Raw genomic sequence first — 17,993 nt, forward strand, 5'->3', positions numbered from 1 at the left:
CGGGCGCTTACTTGCTCTGGCCGGACTCCGTAGCCGCGTTGTTGCCCGTTTCGACTGCAGGCGTCTTCTTGGTGCCACCCGACGCATGCCCCGTATGCCGGTGCGACTTGTGCTTCTTGGTCGTGGTCGTGCCCATGTCGGAACCGGCGCCGGCGCCGGTCGATGCATCGCCCTGCGCGGCCGTGCCCGAATTGCCGCCCATCGCGGCCGACGAGTTGCCCGACGAAGTCTGTGCCAACGCGCCGGTGGCGGCAGTGGCGCTAAAAAGGCCCGCGGCGATGGCGATCAACAGCTTGTTCTTGCTCATTGTTTCTCTCTCCTATCAAGAGTGCGCAAAGCTGCACGCATGCTTCAAAATGCGCGGCCGGTCGCGACCGCACGGAACGGTGAAGGGTTGAGCGCGCGCCCGAACCGCCGACGAGCGCCTGTCTGCGGCCGCCGGTAGAATCGGCGGTCTGGTGCGCCATTCCGGCGCCCGCCGCTACCTTCCGGTGACCTGCCATGTCCTCGACGATCCGCGCGCAGTTGAAACCTCATCAACACGACGTCGGCGGCCTCATGGTGAGGCGCGTCCTTCCCGCGCTCGCCGCGCGCACCGTCGGACCCTTCATTTTTTTCGACCATATCGGACCCGCAACCCTCGTGCCCGGCAAGGGCCTCGACGTGCGTCCGCATCCGCATATCGGGCTCGCGACAGTTACGTATCTGTTCGACGGCGCGATCATGCACCGCGACAGCGTCGGTTCGGTGCAGAAGATCGTTCCCGGCGACGTGAACTGGATGACCGCCGGGCGCGGCATCGTGCATTCGGAACGCACTCCCGACGAAGAGCGCGCCGCCGGCCAGACGATGCACGGCATCCAGACGTGGGTGGCGCTGCCGGTGGCGAGCGAGGAAGTCGAGCCGTCGTTCGAGCATCACCCGGCGGCGACGCTGCCGCAGATCGAGCGCGCGGGCGTCACGCTGCGCGTGATCGCGGGCACGGCGTTCGGCGCCACGGCCCCGACCCGCACGTTCTCGCCGACGCTCTACGTCGCGGGGCACTTCGCGGCCGGCAGCGAACTGACGCTCGATACCGAACACGAGGAACGCGGCGTGTATCTCGTCGATGGCGACCTCACGATCGACGGCGAAAGCCTGCCCGCGCAGCAGATGGCGGTGCTCGCGGCCGGCGTGCCGGCCAAGCTCGCGAGCGCGAACGGCGCGGTCGTGATGCTGCTCGGCGGCGCACCGCTCGACGGCGCGCGCTTCATCGAATGGAACTTCGTGTCCAGTTCGCGGGACAAGATAGAAGCGGCGAAACTCGCGTGGAGCGAGCAGCGCATGGGCCACGTTCCCGGCGAAACCGAATTCATCCCGCTGCCGCCGCCGCGCCGCGAAGAGCGCGCGCCGGAGGCATGAGACCTGCGGCGCCCAACTGCGAAAAGCATTGAGACACACGCGGATCGTCCCCATCTGACATTTCAGGATAGCTCGCAAGTTTGAGGAGAAACGCATGGATACGACCCTTGCCACATTCGAGAACGACGTCATCAACGCGTCGATGCTCGCCCCCGTGCTCGTCGACTTCTGGGCGCCGTGGTGCGGCCCCTGCAAGACGCTAGGCCCGATGCTAGAGCGGCTCGAAGCGGAAGCCGGCGGCGCGTGGAAGCTCGTCAAGGTGAACGTCGACGAGAATCAGGAACTCGCGCAGCACTTTCAGGTGCGCAGCATTCCGCATGTGATCGCGTTCGCAGAAGGCCGGCCGATCGACCAGTTCATCGGCGTGCTGCCGGAAGGCCAGTTGCGCGCTTTTCTCGACAAGCTCGTGCCGGGCGGCGCCGACACCGAACGCCGCGCCGCGCATAACGCGTGGGCGCTCGGCAATCGCAAGGAAGCGATCGACCGCATCAAGGCCGCGCTCGCGCTCGATCCCGGCTACGACGAGGCACGGCTCGACCTGATCGAATGGCTGCTCGCGGAACGGCGCATCGAGGACGCGAAGGCCGAGGACAAGCTGCTTTCGCCGAAGACGACGCAAGGCATCGACGCGCGCTACAACGCGCTGAAGACGGAGATCGACGCCGCCGAAGCCGCCGCCGCGCTGCCGCCCGCCGACGCGCTGATCGACGCGGTGAACGCGAACCCCGACGATCTGGAAGCGCGTTTTGCGCTCGCGAACCGCCTGATCGCCGGCCGCGACTATGGCGGCGCGCTGGAGCACTTGCTCGCGATCGTCGAGCGCGACCGCAGCTTCATGGACGACGTCGGCCGCAAGACGATGCTTTCAGTGTTCGAGCTCGCGTCGAATCAGCCGGATCTCGTGTCGTTCTGGCGACGCAGGCTGAGCGCGGCGATCAACTGAAAATAGCGAGCAGCAAGACGCAACGGCCAGCCCCAAAAGGCTGGCCGTTGTCGTTTCTTCGATCAGGACACTTTCGCCAGTTCGCGCAGCACGAACGCCGCCGCCGCAAAGCCGAAGCTCGCGGTCACGCACACGCTCGATCCGAAGCCCGCGCAATTGAGACCGACCGGACCCGCGTAGCCCGAAGCGGTTTCGAGATGCTCCGCGCCCTCGCTGATGTCGCACGCCGGCGAATCCGGGTAAATGAGCGGCTCGTCCGAATACACCGCGCTCACCTTGAAACGCGCCTTCGGTCCGCGGGCAAAGCCGTGCTGCTTGCGCAACTGGCCGCGCACTTTGGAAAGCAGCGGGTCCTGAATGGTGAGCGCGAGATCGTCGATGCGGATGCGCGTCGGATCGAGCTGCCCGCCCGCGCCGCCCACCGTGATGAGCGGCTGCTTGCGCGCGACGCACCACGCGATCAGCGCGGTCTTGGTGCGCACGCTGTCGATCGCATCCACCACGAAGTCGAAGCCGCCGCCGAGCGTCGCGTCGAAATTGCCCGGCTCCACGAAGTCTTCGATCTGCCGGACGTCGCACGCCGGATCGATGAGCTTGATGCGCTCGGCCATCGCGGTGACTTTCGCCTTGCCGTAGTTGCCGTCGAGCGCGTGAATCTGGCGGTTGGTGTTGCTCTCCGCGACGTTGTCGAGATCGATCAGCGTCAGCGTGCCGACCGCGCTGCGCGCCAGCGCTTCCGCGACCCACGAGCCGACGCCGCCGATGCCGATCACCGCGACATGCGCGCGCTGGAACGCCGCGAGCGCGCTCGGGCCGTAGAGACGCGCGATGCCGCCGAAGCGCCGTTCGCGATCGACGGTGTCTTCAACGGGAAGCGTGGCGGAGGCATCGGATGGGGTCATGGCGCTGGGGCAGATGAAAACAAAGCGGCTTGCCGGGGAGCACCGCGCGACAAGGCTTACGCGCGGCTGTCGATTGCACAAAAGATGGCAGTCCGTTCATGCAAAATCCGGCTGGATTGCGTATTCTGCCTTATCGAAACGCAAGACGTGATAGGCGCGCCGAATCTCCGCACCATGGCGTGACGGCAAAAGCGCCGGCTTTGACACGCGTCATTGCACGAATTTCTTAATCAGGGCAAGAACGTTTTACCTTGGCTATACTGACGCGACTGTAGCGTTCGCATAACATGACGACCCTCGCAGACCTTCGTAAAAACTATTCGCGCGGCGCGCTCGACGCCGCCGACATCGACCCGAACCCCGTGCGTCAGTTCGAAGCATGGTTCGCCCAGGCGCTCGACGCGAAGCTGCCCGAACCCAACGCAATGACGCTCGCCACCGTGAACGCAGAGGGCCGTCCGTCAGCGCGTATCGTGCTCATCAAGGGTGTCGACGAACGCGGTTTCGTGTTTTTCACCAATTACGATAGCCGCAAGGGCCGCGAGTTGGCCGCGAACCCGGCCGCGAGCCTGCTCTTCCACTGGATCGAGCTCGAGCGGCAGGTGCGCATCGAGGGCACGGTCGTCAAGACGAGCGCCGAAGAAAGCGACGCGTACTACGCCTCGCGGCCGCTCGGCTCGCGCATCGGCGCGTGGGCGTCGGATCAGAGTCAGCCGCTTGCAAGCCGCGAGGCACTCGAAGCGCGCGAGCGCGAAATGATGACGAAATTCGGCGACGCGCCGCCGCGCCCGCCGCACTGGGGCGGCTACCGGCTCGTGCCGGACACCATCGAGTTCTGGCAAGGGCGGCCGTCGCGGCTGCATGACCGCATGGTTTATACGCGCGAAGGCGTCGACGCGCCGTGGCGTATCACGCGCCTGGCGCCGTAAAGCATCGCGGCATGCACGACCCGGCGCACCGTTCGGGACGAATTGTAAGCACAACGTAAAGCGCGCCGCGCTCACGCGGCGCGCAGACAATCAGCCGACGCAGCAACACGGCAGACGAACATGAAGGCTTCACGCCTTCCACCTTGATTTTCTTAGCGCGGAGAAACAAGCATGTTCTGGGAGAAGAAGCTGACGCAGTGGGTCGAGGAAGTCCGCGAGCAAGCCAACTTGCCCGCGCGCCTCGTGCTGTGGGACGGACAGCAACACGACTTCGGCCGCTTTGCCGCGCCTGCCGTGACGCTGCACGTGAAAAGCGCGACCGCGCTGCCGTATCTGCTGGAACCGAGCCTCGACAATCTGGGCGAGGCGTACGTCAAAGGCAAGATCGATATCGAGGGCAAGCTCTCGGACATCATCAACATCGGCTATTCGCTCGCGAAAAGCACGGTGACGAATGCGAGCAAGCTCGCCCGCGTGCGACGCTACTTCAATCACTCGAAGGCGTCGGACAAGAAGGCCATTCAGTATCACTACGACGTGTCGAACGAGTTCTACCAGCTTTGGCTCGACAAGAACATGGTGTATTCGTGCGCGTACTTCGAGAACGGCGACGAAGACCTCGACACCGCGCAGATCAAAAAAATCGACCACATTCTCACGAAGATTCAGGTGCAGCCGGGGCAGCGGCTCCTGGACATCGGCTGCGGCTGGGGCGCGCTCGTCATTCGCGCCGCGCAGAAATTCGGCGCGAAGTGCGTGGGCGTCACGCTCTCCGAGAACCAGTTCAAGCTGGCGACGCAGCGCGTGAAGGATGCCGGCCTCGAAGGCCAGATCGAAATCCGCCTGCAAGACTATCGCGACGTGGAAGGCCAGTTCGACCGCATCACGAGCGTCGGCATGTTCGAGCACGTCGGGCGCAAGAATCTGCCGGGCTACTTCGCGAAGATGCGTGAGTTGCTCGTCGATGACGGCATCGCGATGAACCACGGCATCACGTCGTCGGATGCGGATAGCGGCGAGACGTCGCTCGGCGGCGGCGAGTTCATCGACAAATACGTGTTTCCGGACGGCGAGCTGCCGCATATCAGCCTCGCGCTGGAGAGCATGCAGCGCGGCGGGCTCGAAGCGGTCGATGTCGAAAGCCTGCGCCGCCATTACGCGCGCACGCTCGATATCTGGGCCGAGCGGTTCGAGGCGAACGCGGACGAAGCGCGCAAGCTCGTCGATGACGAGAAGTTCCGCATCTGGCGCGTGTATCTCGCCGGCTGCGCGTACGCGTTCGAGAACGACGACGTGTCGATCTATCAGGTGGTTTGCCGCAAGGCGGGCCGAAGCGCGAAGACCCTGCCGTGGTCGCGGCGCTATATCTACGAGAAGCCGCTCTGAGTAAGGAACCGTCCGCCATCGAAGCGGGCGCGGGCGACGACGAGCAGTGCGATCTGTTCGGCGCGCCTGAGCCTGCGGCCGTTTCGAAGACGCGCGGCGTAATGCCCGCGCCGTTGAATCGCGAGCACGAAGACATCGCGAAACATCTGCCGGCGAGCGTGCATCTCGGCACGTCGACGTGGTCGTTTCCGGGCTGGCAAGGCATCGTGTACGGCGACGCGTACGCGAACGCCACCCTTTCGCGCGACGGCCTCGCCGCCTACGCCGCGCATCCGCTGTTGCGTGGAGTGTCCATCGACCGGTCGTTTTACGGGCCGGTATCGGTCGCGCAATACGCGCGGTATGCGTCGCAGGTGCCGGGGCATTTCCGCTTCATCGTGAAGGCGCCCGCGTCAGTCACCGATGCCTTCATTCGCGGCGAGCGCGGATTGCCCGGCGCCGACAATCCCGCTTTTCTGAACGCGCAGATTGCCATCGACGAGTTCGTCGGGCCGTGCCTGGCCGGTCTCGGGGCGAAGACCGGCGCGCTCGTCTTCCAGTTCCCGCCGCTGCCGGACGCGATGATCGTGGAGCCGTCGCGCTTCGTCGAGCGGCTCGCGTCGTTCCTCGCCGCGTTGCCGCCGCTCGAAGGCGAAGCGTGTTATGCGGTCGAGTTGCGCGACGCCGTCATGCTGACGCCGCGCTTCATCCGCGCGTTGCGCGACGCGAACGTGCGCTACTGCATCGGCGTGCATGCGCGCATTCCGGACGTGCGCCGTCAGGCAAAGGCGCTGGCGCTGCTGGATGAGAAAGAGCTGGGACCGCTCGTCGTGCGCTGGAGTCTGCACAGCGGCTTCCGCTATGAACAGGCGAAGGCCAAGTACGAGCCGTTCGACAGAATCGTCGATGAAGACCGCGAGACGCGCGAGGCGCTCGCGGAACTGGCCGCGCGTTACGCCTTCGCGGGCCAGCCGGTGGTCATCGCGGTGAACAACAAGGCGGAAGGCTCCGCCCCGTTGACGTGCTTCGAACTGGCGCGCGGCATCGCGGAACACTGCGAGCGCGCACAGTCCGGCTCGCGCGCCGTCACGCCTTGAGGCGATGCGCGAACTTCTTGCGAAACTTCGCGACCTTCGGCCCGACGACCGCCGCGCAATAACCTTGATTCGGATGCTGCGCGAAGAAGTTCTGGTGATACGCCTCGGCCGGATAGTAGTCGTCGCGTAGCGGCGTCACTTCGGTCACGATCTTGCCGCCGTAGACGTCTTCGCGCTGCAGTTCGTCGATGACTTCCTGCGCGACCCTGCGCTGCTCGTCCGAATGCGTGAACACGGCCGAGCGATACTGCGTGCCGACATCGTTGCCCTGACGGTTGAGCTGCGTCGGATCATGCGTCGCGAAGAAGATTTCGAGAATCTCGCGATAGCCGATGACCTCGGGATCGAACACGACCTTCACGACTTCCGCGTGCCCGGTATCGCCGTCGCACACTTGCTCGTACGACGGATTCGCCACCTGGCCGCCCGCGTAGCCGGATTCGACGGACTGCACGCCCTCCACCGCCAGAAACACGGCTTCCGTGCACCAGAAACAACCGCCGCCGAGCGTCGCGGTTTCGAGTCTCGCTTGCTGGTTCATGCCTGCTCCTCTCAAGTGCAGCGGCCACGCCGCGGACCATCCATATTGATGCGCGAAGCCGCTTATTCAATGCCGCCGAGCTTACCGGCTTTTACAAAGCGGCGTTGCCCACGTTGCCGGTACTGGCTTATGGCGGCTCGAAGCAGCCGATTCCGCTAGAATCGAGTCAATCTCCAGCTTTTACACGGCTTCAAAAAGGTTCGTCCGACTCGAGCGCGACATTCAGCACGACACTCGGCCTGTTCGGTGCCACAAGACCTATTCGATCGCCCACTTGCCCGATGAAACGCGCCAGAACTCCGAACTTCGATCCCACCGCGTTCCGCGCCGCGCTCGGCCAGTTTGCGACCGGCGTCACTGTCATCACCACGCGCACGGATTCCGGTCAGTTGATCGGCATCACCGCGAGTTCGTTCAATTCCGTTTCGCTCGATCCGCCGCTCGTGCTGTGGAGTCTCGCGACGCGCTCGGCGTCGATGCCCGTGTTTCGCGCGAACAGTCACTACGTCATCAACGTGCTGGCCGCTTCGCAACTGGACCTGTGCCGGCGCTTCGCCACCGTCAAGGGAGACCGCTTCGCGGGCGTCTCGCACGCGGCGGGCGACAGCGGCATGCCGGTGCTGGACGGCGCGCTCGCCTGGTTCGAATGCCATAACCGCAGCCGCTACGACGAAGGCGATCACGTGATCTTCGTCGGCGAAGTGGAACGCTGCGGTGTGCGCGAAGACGCCTCGGAAGTGGCGCCGCTCGTCTTTCAGGCGGGCGGCTTCCACTCTCTCGGGCCGCTGGAATAACGCCGGGTCAGGCGCCGCGCGCCGGCTGCTCGATGAGCGCGACCGGCACGCCCGCGTCGTCCTTCATGGTCTGCAGCACGATGTTCGAGCGGATGTCGATCACGCCCGGCGCCTTGTACAGCTTCGTCAAAATGAAATCGGAGTAGTGCTTGAGATTGTGCGCCAGCACGCGCAGCACGTAATGCGTGTCGCCGGTCACGACGAACGCGCCGACCACTTCCGGCCACTCGCGCACCGCCGCCGCGAACTTCTCGTGCCAGTTTTCCTGATCGTTGCGCATGGAGACGTGCACGAACGCCTCCAGTTCGATCCCCAGCCGCTCGCGGTCCAGACACGCGCGATAACTCGCGATCACGCCCTCCTCTTCGAGCAGGCGCATGCGCCGCAGGCATGCGGAAGGCGACAGCGAAATGCGCTCCGCGAGGTCCAGGTTGCTGATCCGTCCATCTTCCTGCAGCACCGCCAGAATTCGGCAATCCGTTGCATCGAGCGTGAATCCGGTCACTTTTGAGTCTCCTAGCCCGTTTCCTCGAATTATGTTCTAGCCACAAACCTTTTGGGTGGTTATTTTGCAATCACTTTCCAAGATAACGCGGCTATGATTTGACGCATCTCCACGCTCTCTGCTAGGCCGCCATGACGCTCATCGACATCTCGCCGCCCATCGCCGCCGCCACGCCGGTCTGGCCGGGCGACACGCCTGTCGGCATCGAGCGCGTCTGGCGGATGGAAGCCGGCTCCCCGGTGAACGTCGCGCGTCTCACGCTTTCGCCGCACACCGGCGCGCATGCCGACGCGCCGCTGCATTACGACGAACATGGCGCGGCAATTGGCGAGGTCGCGCTGGAGACGTACATCGGCGCGTGCCGCGTCGTGCATTGCATCGGCGCTGCGCCTGTCGTCACGCCCGAGATGCTCTCGCCGCATCTTGACGACGCACCGCCGCGCGTCCTCATCCGCACCTATGACCGCGCGCCGCTCGACGCATGGGACAGCGCGTTCTGCGCGGTCGCGCCGCAAACCATCGACCTGCTCGCGGCAAAGGGCGTGAAGCTCGTCGGCATCGACACGCCTTCGCTCGATCCGCAGGAATCGAAGACGATGGACGCGCACCGCCGCATTCGCGCACACGGCATGGCGATTCTCGAAGGACTCGTGCTCGATGCCGTCGCGCCCGGCGATTACGAACTGATCGCGCTGCCGCTCAAGTTCTCGACGCTCGACGCAAGCCCGGTGCGCGCCGTTCTGCGCCCGCTTCCCTGAATCTTCCCCGAACACATGGACTTTTCGATGAAATCTCGTGACGACGCCGCCGCCCTCGACCGCGACGACCCGCTCGCCCGCCTGCGCGACCAGTTCGCGCTTGCCGACGGTGTTATTTATCTCGACGGCAATTCGCTCGGCGTGCCGCCCAAAGCCGCCGCCGCGCGCGCCGCGAGCGTGATCGGCAGCGAATGGGGCGAAGGGCTGATTCGAAGCTGGAACACGGCGGGCTGGTTCGCGCTGCCGAAGCGCCTCGGCAACAAGCTGAGTTCGCTGATCGGCGCAGAAGAAGATGAAGTCGTCGTGACGGACACCATTTCCGCGAATCTGTTCAAGGTGCTCTCCGCCGCGCTGAAGCTCGCGAACGAGCGCGACCCGAAGCGCCGCGTGATCGTCTCCGAACGCTCGAACTTTCCGAGCGATCTGTACATCGCGCAGGGTTTGATCGAGCAGCTGGATCGCGGATACGAACTGCGTCTCGTCGACGATGCCGCCGACCTGCCCGCCGCGATCGACGAAAACACCGCCGTCGCGATGATCACGCACGTCAATTACCGCACCGGCGCCATGCACGACATGGCCGCGCTGACCGAGACGATTCATCGCGCGGGCGCGCTCGCGGTCTGGGATCTCGCGCATTCGGCGGGCGCGGTGCCGGTCGATCTCAACGGCGTCGGCGCGGACTACGCGGTCGGCTGCACGTACAAGTATCTGAACGGCGGCCCGGGATCGCCCGGCTTCGTCTGGGTGCCGAAGCGTCACCAGAACGCGTTTTCGCAGCCGCTTTCCGGCTGGTGGGGCCACAAGAAACCGTTCAAGATGGACCCGGTGTATCGCCCGGACGACGGCATCGGCCGCTTTCTCTGCGGCACGCAGCCGATCGTTTCGATGGCGCTCGTCGAATGCGGACTCGACGTGTTCCTGCAAACCGACATGCAGGCGCTGCGGCGCAAGTCGCTGGCGCTCGGCGATGCGTTCATCGCGCTGGTAGAGGCGCGGTGCGGCGACTTTCCGCTCACGCTCGCGACGCCGCGCGACCACGCACGGCGCGGCTCGCAGGTGAGCTTCGAGCATCCGCACGGCTACGAAGTGATGCAGGCGCTGATTGCGCGCGGCGTGATCGGCGACTATCGCGAGCCGGGCATTCTGCGCTTCGGCTTCACGCCGCTCTACACGCGTTTCGTCGATGTGTGGGATGCGGTCGAGGTGCTGCGCGACGTGCTCGCGACCGAAAGCTGGCGCGCGCCGGAGTTCGCCGAACGCGCGTCGGTGACCTGAGGACTGAGATGATGAGCGAAACCCAAGGTTGTCCGTTCGGCCACGGCAAGGCGGCAGCGCAAGAGAATGAAGGTTGGCACGACGCGCAGCTCGATTTCTCGAATTCGATGAGCTATGGCGATTATCTCGGCCTCGATTCGATTCTGACCGCGCAGCGTCCGCTCTCGCCGGATCACAACGAGATGCTGTTCATCGTGCAGCATCAGACGAGCGAGCTATGGATGAAGCTCGCGCTCTACGAATTGCGCGCGGCGCTCGGCGCGGTGCATCGTGACGAATTGCCGCCCGCGTTCAAGATGCTCGCGCGCGTGTCGCGCATCTTCGAGCAACTCGTGCAAGCGTGGAACGTGCTCGCGACGATGACGCCTTCCGAGTACACCGCGATGCGGCCGTATCTGGGCGCGTCGTCGGGGTTTCAGTCGCATCAGTATCGGCAGATCGAGTTCATGCTCGGCAACAAGAACGCGCAGCTGCTCAAGCCCCACGCGCATCGGCCGGAGATACTCGGCGAGGTGCGCGCGACGCTCGAAGCGCCCTCTTTCTACGACGAAGTGATTCGTCTGCTCGCGCGACGCGGCTTCGAGATCGATCCCGCGCGCCTCGAACGCGACTGGACGCAGCCGACCACGCACGACGCGTCAGTCGAAGCCGCGTGGCTCGCGGTGTATCGCGAGCCTTCGAAGCATTGGGAACTGTATGAAATGGCGGAAGAACTCGTCGATCTCGAAGACGCGTTCCGCCAGTGGCGCTTCCGTCATGTGACCACGGTCGAGCGGATCATCGGCTTCAAGCAAGGCACGGGCGGCACGGCGGGCGCGTCGTATCTGCGCAAGATGCTCGACGTCGTGCTCTTTCCGGAGCTTTGGCACGTGCGCACGCTGCTCTAGGCGTTCACCGTTCACCGTTCAAGCGAGCCGCGCGGCCAGCGCCCGCAGTTTCGGGCCGATGGTTTCGCGGAAATACGCTTCGTCCATCGACGAAGCCGGGCCGCTGCTGCTCAACACGAGCCAGCGGCCATTGCGCTCGTCGCGAAACGGCGCGGCGATCGCGTTGACGTCGTCGTGCCATTCGCGAAACGAGTAGCAACAGCCGTCGCGGGCGTAGTCTTCGATCGCGCGCTCGGCGGCCGCGACGCGCGCCGCGCCCTCCGCTTTTCCCAACTCTTCCAATAGCGCCGCCCGCGCGGCCGGCTCCTGCACCGCGAGGTACGCGCGGCCCATGGAACTCGTGAGCATCGAAAGGCGCGAGCCCGGCGCAAGGCCGAGCGTCAGCGCGGTCTCGCTGCGGATCGTTTCGAGATAAATCATGTCAAGCCCGTCGCGGCAGCCGAGCGACACCGCCGCGCCGATCTCTCGCGCGAGCGCGCGCATGTGCGGCCGCGCGAGTTCGAGCGTGTCCGCGCCCGCGAGCAGCGCGAAGCCCAGCGACAGCACGCCGGTGTCGAGCGCGTACTTGCCGGCGGCTTCGTCGAAACGCAGATAGCCGAGCGTCGCGAGCGTGTACGCCAGGCGATTGACGGTCGCCTTCGGCAAGCCGGTCCGCTCGACGAAATCGCGGTTGGCGAGCAGCGTGTCGCCCGGGCGAAACGCGCGCAACATATCGAGACCGCGTGCAAGCGCGACGACGAACCGCCGCTCGTCGATGCCTTCGGGCGGCGTCTTCGCGGTGGAGTACGAGTTGGAATCGGCTTGCATCGAATGCTAAACTGGGGTTCGTTTTCAGAACATTGTTTCGCACCGCGGAACCAACGTCAAGCGCCGCGCGATGGCGCTTTTCACGACTTGAGGAGAACGCGATGGCCGACGCCGCCCGCTTCAACTGGGAAGATCCGCTGCTTCTGGATCAGCAATTGACCGAAGAAGAACGCATGGTGCGCGACGCGGCGCGCGCCTACGCGCAGGACAAGCTGCAACCGCGCGTGATGCAGGCGTTTCGCGAGGAAAAGACCGATCCGGCCATCTTTCGCGAAATGGGTGAACTCGGCCTGCTCGGCCCGACGATTCCGGAGCAGTACGGCGGACCGGGACTCAACTACGTGAGCTACGGTTTGATCGCGCGGGAAGTCGAGCGCGTGGACTCCGGCTACCGGTCGATGATGTCGGTGCAATCGTCGCTCGTCATGGTGCCGATTCACGCTTTCGGCAGCGAGGCGCAAAAGCAAAAGTATCTGCCGAAGCTCGCGCGCGGCGAGTGGATCGGCTGCTTCGGACTGACGGAGCCGAACGCGGGATCGGACCCGGCCAGCATGACGACGCGCGCGAGGAAAGTGCAGGACGGCTATTCGCTGTCGGGCGCGAAGATGTGGATCTCCAACTCGCCGATCGCGGACGTGTTCGTCGTCTGGGCGAAGCTCGAAGAAGACGGGCGCGACGAGATTCGCGGCTTCATCCTCGAAAAAGGCTGGAAGGGGCTTTCGGCGCCCGCGATTCACGGCAAGGTCGGACTACGCGCGTCGATTACCGGCGAAATCGTGATGGACGACGTGTTCGTGCCGGAGGACAACCTGCTGCCGAACGTGCGCGGGCTCAAAGGGCCGTTCACGTGCCTCAATTCGGCGCGCTACGGCATCTCGTGGGGCGCGCTCGGCGCGGCCGAAGCGTGCTGGCATACGGCGCGGCAATACACGCTCGATCGCAAGCAATTCGGTCGACCGCTTGCCGCCAATCAGCTGATTCAAAAGAAACTCGCCGACATGCAAACCGAGATCACGCTCGGGCTGCAAGGCGTGCTGCGCCTCGGCCGCATGAAGGACGAAGGGACGGCGGCCGTCGAGATCACGTCGATCATGAAGCGCAATTCGTGCGGCAAGGCGCTGGACATTGCCCGGCTTGCGCGCGACATGCTGGGCGGCAACGGCATCTCCGACGAGTTCGGCGTGGCGCGGCATCTCGTCAATCTCGAAGTGGTCAACACGTACGAAGGCACGCACGACATTCACGCGCTGATTCTCGGGCGCGCGCAGACCGGCATTCAGGCGTTCTTCTAAACGCGCAGGCCGTAATTCACGACAAGGCTGGTCCTGGCACGACCGGCCTTTTTTCTTTGATGCGCGCCGCAGCCCTTTTGTAACTTTCGATGCGCGGCTGAAACTTTTACGGGCCAGATCGTCTCCATGCTGGACAGTGGGCCGGCTTCAGCGCGTGCCGCCCGCCCGCAGCGGCGCGGCGCCAAGCGACTGGAACGGAACCTGCATCCGCAAGCCGCTGCAGCAAAGCCTCCTCGTCAGCGATGGCATCTTTGGTTACGATGCCCGTAGCCTCACCGATGGAGCTTTCAATGTCAGATACCAATAAGGAGCGATTCATGTCGGACATCAAAACCGTTCTCGCTGACGCCGAAGACCTGCTCAAGCAAGCCGCTGCCGCCACGGGCGAGCGCGCTTCCGAGCTGCGCGAAAGCGCCATGTCGCGCCTGAAACAAGCCAAGGAAAAAGCCGCCGACGCGCAAGTCGTCGTGGTCGAACGCGGCCGTAAAGCGGCGCGCGCCACCGACGATTACGTTCACGAACATCCGTGGGCGTCCATCGGAATCGCGGCGGGCATCGGCATGGTGATCGGTCTGCTCATCAATCGTAAGTAGTCGTTCCATGCTGCCCGCTTGCGCGGGCAGCATTTTTTTCGCCGCAATGGCCCGAGGCTTGCTAAACCCGTAACCGATGCGGTCCTTCGGGATCGAATCAGTTCGAACTGCGACGCTCTTACCGGGCGGGCGGCTCGACTTTCGCCCCGGCTCCATGCTTCGTGCATCGGCCGGGAAATCATCAAGCGGCACCCAACGCGCTCTCGCACCCAAACCATGACGACAGAACGGCTACCGCGCGATTCGTCCCCCGGACCCTTGCGCCGCATTGTGAGTTCCGCCTTCGCCATCTTCGAGACCCGGCTGGAACTGATCGGCATCGAGCTGCAGGAAGAAAAAGTCAGGCTGATCGGCGTGCTCTTTCTCGGGCTCGCGGCCATGCTGCTCGCCATGATGGCGTTGATCTCGCTGACAGTGCTCATCGCCATATTCTTTTGGGATACGTATCGTTGGCAGGCGCTCGGCGGCATCACGCTGCTGTACGCGGTGCTCGCCATTGGATGCGGCCTGCGCGCGCGCGGCAAGTTGAGCGATGCGCCGCATCTGTTCGACGACACGCTCGACCAGTTCCGCAAGGACCGCGACATGTTCAACTGAGCGCCGCCGCGCGACGCCTTTGAACGCGATTCTTCTCTTTCCACGCGAAACTCACTTGCCCGTTCGATCATGAGCCATAACGACGCCACCTCCAGCGCAGCCAAGCAGGAAGTTCAGCAGCAGCTTCGCACGCCGCGCATGCGCACGCTGCGCAAGGAATTGCTGCTTGCGCGCGCGGATGTCGAACGCATGGAACTGCGGCAGGCCACGCACGAATTGCGCGATAACGTCGCGCATCTGCCGCTCATCGGCATGCTGGTGCCGGGCAGCCGCCCTGCGCGACGTGGCATCCGAAATACAACGCCGCGTGGCACCATCAGCGGCGTGCTGGATTCGCTGCTCGGCCGCGGCGGCGCGGGCAAGTTCAGCTTCCTCTTCAAGCAATATCCGGTGGTCGGATCGCTCGCTTCGCTGCTGTTGACGAAGCCGGTGCGCACCCGTCTGTTGCGCGGCGCGAAGCCGCTCATCAAATGGGGCGGTCTCGGGCTGGCTGCATGGGAAGGCTGGCGCATCTGGCAACAGATGAAGGCCACGAGCGTGGAAACGTCCACCGACGCCGTCGATCCGACCGTTTTCTAGTCGCATAGCCGCATTACCCCTTGCCCGTCCAGCACGCGGCGGATTTGGCCGCGTCGAGCGCCGCTGCGCCATCCGTCAGCCGATTCGAGCGCGAGCCGGTCGCGTCGATGGCGAACACGCCGCATGCGTCGGCCTCCATCGGTCCGGGCGACACGGGTGCGGCTTCGATCGTATAACCGCCGTTAGTCGCGGACTCGGGCAAGAGCGTGAGCCGGTAGACGGCCATTCCGCTCGACGGCGCCTGGTCGATGCCCGCGCTCAGCGCAACGGTGCCGGCTCCGCTCTGGGACAGTCGCGCGCTTTCCACGAACTGCACCGCCTTGAACAGCGCAGCAGCCGCGTCGAGCCGATGCGCTTTCGCCACATGCGACTGATACGCAGGAATGGCGAACGTCGCGATGATCGCCGCGACGCCCAGCGCGATCATCAGTTCGAGCAGGCTGAAGCCCGCGCTCGATCTCACTCGGCTCATTCTTGGTCCTCCTTAGAATGGTTTGCCGGCGACGCGCCGCCACTGTCGCGTGACGGTGCCGTTCGCCGAATCGATGCGCAGTTGCAGCCAGGCTTCGGTCTGCGACGTCGCGCCGAAACCGCGTGCCGTGATCAGATAGGACGTCATCGACGACTGACCGGATCGCGACCATGTCTCGATCAGGCATTGCGGCGGACGCGTTGCGTAAGGCCACGACGCGTACGGCGCGACTGCCATCGCCGACGCGCCTTCGAACGACGCCTTCAGCCGCCAGCGCGCCGGCTCCTGATCGACCGCTCCGATGGCCGGCAACGCCGCCGACAGCATCTGGCTGCAGCGAATGAGCGCACTGTCCGCCGCATGGAAGGCCTGCACGCGCTCGCGCGCCGCGACGGTCGTGCGCGCCGCCACTACCGATGTTTGCAGCCATGCGCTCGCCGTGACGAGGATGATCGCGGCGAGCAGCAGGACGATGGGCAGCGCCGTGCCGCGAGACAGGTCGCGGCGGTTCATGCGGCGCCTCCTTCATTCGCGGCAGCCGCATTACGAATCTGAACGCGACGCCAGAACGCCTGATGCATGCGCGCATCGTCCGCGACGGCGGGCGCGCCGGTGCAATCCACGTAGTTCGTGCGGCGCTGTCTCGCGACCGAGAAGCCACGAACGAGCACGCACAGGTCGGCGGCGCGAACATCGGGCCAACGGTCGCGTGCGATCGCGGAAGCATCCACCGCGCTCGACGCGCCCGCCAGCCAGTACGACACTCGAATGCGCTCGATGCCTTCGATGAGCGGCTGCGCCTGCTTGCCACTGCCCTCGCAATAAAGCTCCGGCTCGCCCGTCGACGCGCTCGCCTTCGCATAGAAACGGTTACCGACGAAGGCATCCGCGACCGACTGGCCGATGCAATCCGTCGGCGCGCCCGCCGATGTCGGCCACGTCGAAACCGTGTCGGCTGCATAGCGCACCTGCACGCTGTCGGACCGGCTCGTCAGCGGTTCGCACGACGCCGCCGTGTCCGCGCCGACCACGCGCGCCTGCGAGCAGCCGAATAGCGCGGCATCCGAGCGCGTTGCCCCGAAACCCGCCATCTGCATCTGCTGCGCGATGAGGTCGAGCGCGGACACGCCGGCGTCGTGCATACGCGCGGCGTCGGCGGCGCGGTCGAACGCCGCGCGCTGACCGCGATACAGCGACAGGATGGCCAGCACGATCAGCATGCCGAGCGCGAGCGATATCGCGAGTTCGACGAGCGTGTGGCCGCGTGCGCGAAAGGAACGCAGCGTCATCGCGCGAACGCCACGGCAATGCACGACGCGAGCGGCTTTGCTTGCGGCTCGGGGCACGGATCGGCGCGGTCGTCGGCGTGCCAGCTGACGGTCGCGACGCGCACGCCGTCTGCGCGATCGAGCACGGCGACATCGCCATCCGGCAAGGTCGAGGAAGCCGTCGCCTGCCATTGCGACACGACCGCCGCGCGATCCGCGTCGCTGCGAATGCCTTCGGCGACCGAATCGGCGATGAGCGTCGCGCGCTCGCGCAGCAACGCGAGCCGCTCGCCTCTTGCGAGCGCGCTTTGCACCGCGACGATTCCGAGCGCCGTCACGGCGGCGAGCGCAAGCGCGATCATCACTTCTATCAGCGAATCACCGATTTGCGCCGTCTTCATGCAGATGCTCCGCAGCCGCCCTGCGTGATGCGCGGCCGCCCTCCCGCCGCGATGCGAATGCAGCGGCGCGCTGCGGCATTGCCAGCGGGATCGGCGCCGCGCGGGGAAAAGTCGAAGCTGCGAAAGCCGCCGATCACCTGACCCGACGGCGGCGTGAACGAGAGATCGGTGGCTGCGCCCGCGATGGCAATGGAAGACATGGCCGGCTCGACGCGCAGCAACGCAGGCACGCCGTCGCGATCGACATAGAGCGCCCAGCCGCAAGACCAGTCCGTGATGCCGCCATCGCAGCCTTTGCCCGATGCGAGGCAGTGGCGCGCGGCGTCGATCCGGCACAGCGTCACGCGCGCGCCGCGCCGCAGTGCTTCGGCGCGTGCGAGCGAAAGCGTCGAAAAGAAGGAACGCGCCCGGGCATCGACCTGATCGCGCAGCTGCCAGGCGAAGAACGACGGCGCGGAGAACGTCGCGATGATCGCCATGACGGCCAGCACGACGCAAAGCTCGACCAGCGTGAAGCCGCTGAAACCCGGTAAGTGAGCGCGATTCATCTGCATCCCTGAACGATTCGAGTTGAAGAACGCCGA

General features: G+C 65.2%; 23 protein-coding genes. 13 read left to right on the top strand and 10 right to left on the bottom strand.

Features of this window, described 5'->3' with window-relative positions; genetic code table 11:
* Window positions 1-7 precede the first annotated feature (7 nt).
* The gene (locus NCR35_RS12485) at window positions 8-307 is read right to left on the bottom strand and encodes a hypothetical protein (RefSeq protein WP_250534577.1); all 300 of its coding nucleotides are present in this window, start codon (window positions 305-307) and stop codon (window positions 8-10) included.
* Window positions 308-501: 194 nt separating this feature from the next.
* On the opposite strand from NCR35_RS12485, the gene NCR35_RS12490 reads away from it, so the two are divergent.
* Complete coding sequence (locus tag NCR35_RS12490; RefSeq protein ID WP_250534578.1) at window positions 502-1,401, top strand: pirin family protein; 900 nt, start codon at window positions 502-504, stop codon at window positions 1,399-1,401.
* A gap of 94 nt (window positions 1,402-1,495) precedes the next feature.
* Entirely contained in the window at window positions 1,496-2,344 is an 849-nt protein-coding gene (gene trxA / locus NCR35_RS12495) for a thioredoxin (RefSeq protein ID WP_244847171.1), read from the top strand.
* Window positions 2,345-2,406: 62 nt separating this feature from the next.
* Here the strand turns inward: trxA and NCR35_RS12500 are convergent, their stop codons facing one another.
* On the bottom strand, window positions 2,407-3,246 hold the full coding sequence (locus NCR35_RS12500) for a tRNA threonylcarbamoyladenosine dehydratase (protein WP_250534579.1): 840 nt from the start codon (window positions 3,244-3,246) through the stop codon (window positions 2,407-2,409).
* A gap of 287 nt (window positions 3,247-3,533) precedes the next feature.
* On the opposite strand from NCR35_RS12500, the gene pdxH reads away from it, so the two are divergent.
* The 3 genes from pdxH (at window position 3,534) to NCR35_RS12515 (ending at window position 6,637) form a co-directional block, all read left to right on the top strand.
* Window positions 3,534-4,175, top strand: coding sequence for a pyridoxamine 5'-phosphate oxidase (pdxH, locus tag NCR35_RS12505; RefSeq protein WP_250534580.1), 642 nt, complete (start codon window positions 3,534-3,536; stop codon window positions 4,173-4,175).
* Window positions 4,176-4,346: 171 nt separating this feature from the next.
* Complete coding sequence (locus NCR35_RS12510) at window positions 4,347-5,561, top strand: class I SAM-dependent methyltransferase (protein ID WP_250534581.1); 1,215 nt, start codon at window positions 4,347-4,349, stop codon at window positions 5,559-5,561.
* Window positions 5,525-6,637 carry a DUF72 domain-containing protein gene (locus NCR35_RS12515; protein WP_502801670.1) on the top strand — a complete coding sequence of 371 codons (1,113 nt, stop codon included), beginning with the start codon at window positions 5,525-5,527 and terminating at the stop codon, window positions 6,635-6,637. Before NCR35_RS12510 ends, NCR35_RS12515 begins: the two co-directional genes overlap by 37 nt.
* Here NCR35_RS12515 and msrA read toward each other — a convergent pair.
* Complete coding sequence (gene msrA, locus NCR35_RS12520; protein ID WP_250534582.1) at window positions 6,627-7,178, bottom strand: peptide-methionine (S)-S-oxide reductase MsrA; 552 nt, start codon at window positions 7,176-7,178, stop codon at window positions 6,627-6,629. The two genes, NCR35_RS12515 and msrA, sit on opposite strands and share 11 nt — an antisense overlap.
* Before the next feature lie 281 nt (window positions 7,179-7,459).
* Here msrA and NCR35_RS12525 point away from each other — a divergent pair, with 281 nt between their 5' ends.
* Window positions 7,460-7,972: a flavin reductase family protein gene (locus NCR35_RS12525; RefSeq protein ID WP_244847176.1), complete on the top strand. Its 513-nt coding sequence runs from the start codon at window positions 7,460-7,462 to the stop codon at window positions 7,970-7,972.
* Between the two features lie 7 nt (window positions 7,973-7,979).
* On the opposite strand, the gene NCR35_RS12530 is transcribed toward NCR35_RS12525, so the two are convergent.
* Window positions 7,980-8,477 carry an Lrp/AsnC family transcriptional regulator gene (locus tag NCR35_RS12530; protein ID WP_175944902.1) on the bottom strand — a complete coding sequence of 166 codons (498 nt, stop codon included), beginning with the start codon at window positions 8,475-8,477 and terminating at the stop codon, window positions 7,980-7,982.
* Window positions 8,478-8,608: 131 nt separating this feature from the next.
* On the opposite strand from NCR35_RS12530, the gene kynB reads away from it, so the two are divergent.
* The 3 genes from kynB to kynA are packed head-to-tail and all read left to right on the top strand — an operon-like array spanning window position 8,609 to window position 11,400.
* Window positions 8,609-9,235, top strand: coding sequence for an arylformamidase (kynB, locus tag NCR35_RS12535; protein ID WP_250534583.1), 627 nt, complete (start codon window positions 8,609-8,611; stop codon window positions 9,233-9,235).
* Window positions 9,236-9,262: 27 nt separating this feature from the next.
* Entirely contained in the window at window positions 9,263-10,513 is a 1,251-nt protein-coding gene (kynU, locus tag NCR35_RS12540; protein ID WP_250534584.1) for a kynureninase, read from the top strand.
* Between the two features lie 11 nt (window positions 10,514-10,524).
* The gene (gene kynA, locus NCR35_RS12545) at window positions 10,525-11,400 is read left to right on the top strand and encodes a tryptophan 2,3-dioxygenase (protein WP_250534585.1); all 876 of its coding nucleotides are present in this window, start codon (window positions 10,525-10,527) and stop codon (window positions 11,398-11,400) included.
* Between the two features lie 18 nt (window positions 11,401-11,418).
* Here the strand turns inward: kynA and NCR35_RS12550 are convergent, their stop codons facing one another.
* Window positions 11,419-12,207, bottom strand: a complete 789-nt coding sequence (locus NCR35_RS12550) for an IclR family transcriptional regulator (RefSeq protein ID WP_250534586.1) — start codon at window positions 12,205-12,207, stop codon at window positions 11,419-11,421.
* Window positions 12,208-12,308: 101 nt separating this feature from the next.
* Here NCR35_RS12550 and NCR35_RS12555 point away from each other — a divergent pair, with 101 nt between their 5' ends.
* From NCR35_RS12555 to NCR35_RS12570, 4 genes are all read left to right on the top strand, one after another.
* On the top strand, window positions 12,309-13,499 hold the full coding sequence (locus tag NCR35_RS12555; RefSeq protein ID WP_250534587.1) for an acyl-CoA dehydrogenase: 1,191 nt from the start codon (window positions 12,309-12,311) through the stop codon (window positions 13,497-13,499).
* A gap of 290 nt (window positions 13,500-13,789) precedes the next feature.
* Window positions 13,790-14,092, top strand: a complete 303-nt coding sequence (locus NCR35_RS12560; protein WP_175944915.1) for an ElaB/YgaM/YqjD family protein — start codon at window positions 13,790-13,792, stop codon at window positions 14,090-14,092.
* A 216-nt stretch (window positions 14,093-14,308) separates the two neighbouring features.
* Window positions 14,309-14,689, top strand: a complete 381-nt coding sequence (locus tag NCR35_RS12565) for a phage holin family protein (RefSeq protein WP_175944917.1) — start codon at window positions 14,309-14,311, stop codon at window positions 14,687-14,689.
* A gap of 69 nt (window positions 14,690-14,758) precedes the next feature.
* Window positions 14,759-15,268: a DUF3318 domain-containing protein gene (locus tag NCR35_RS12570; protein ID WP_250534588.1), complete on the top strand. Its 510-nt coding sequence runs from the start codon at window positions 14,759-14,761 to the stop codon at window positions 15,266-15,268.
* 13 nt (window positions 15,269-15,281) lie between these two features.
* On the opposite strand, the gene NCR35_RS12575 is transcribed toward NCR35_RS12570, so the two are convergent.
* From NCR35_RS12575 to NCR35_RS12595, 5 genes are read right to left on the bottom strand one after another with little or no spacing between them, the layout of a single operon-like run.
* Window positions 15,282-15,740: a type IV pilin protein gene (locus NCR35_RS12575; RefSeq protein WP_250534589.1), complete on the bottom strand. Its 459-nt coding sequence runs from the start codon at window positions 15,738-15,740 to the stop codon at window positions 15,282-15,284.
* Window positions 15,741-15,752: 12 nt separating this feature from the next.
* On the bottom strand, window positions 15,753-16,253 hold the full coding sequence (locus NCR35_RS12580) for a pilus assembly PilX family protein (protein WP_250534590.1): 501 nt from the start codon (window positions 16,251-16,253) through the stop codon (window positions 15,753-15,755).
* On the bottom strand, window positions 16,250-17,029 hold the full coding sequence (locus tag NCR35_RS12585) for a PilW family protein (RefSeq protein WP_250534591.1): 780 nt from the start codon (window positions 17,027-17,029) through the stop codon (window positions 16,250-16,252). The genes NCR35_RS12580 and NCR35_RS12585 overlap by 4 nt, the downstream gene beginning before the upstream one ends.
* A complete protein-coding gene (locus NCR35_RS12590; protein WP_250534592.1) occupies window positions 17,026-17,409 on the bottom strand; it encodes a type IV pilus modification PilV family protein in 384 nt (127 codons plus the stop codon). Before NCR35_RS12590 ends, NCR35_RS12585 begins: the two co-directional genes overlap by 4 nt.
* Window positions 17,406-17,963, bottom strand: a complete 558-nt coding sequence (locus tag NCR35_RS12595; RefSeq protein WP_250534593.1) for a GspH/FimT family pseudopilin — start codon at window positions 17,961-17,963, stop codon at window positions 17,406-17,408. Before NCR35_RS12595 ends, NCR35_RS12590 begins: the two co-directional genes overlap by 4 nt.
* Between the last annotated feature and the right edge of the window lie 30 nt (window positions 17,964-17,993).

Source organism: Caballeronia sp. AZ10_KS36 (assembly GCF_023631105.1).
Taxonomy (GTDB): domain Bacteria; phylum Pseudomonadota; class Gammaproteobacteria; order Burkholderiales; family Burkholderiaceae; genus Caballeronia.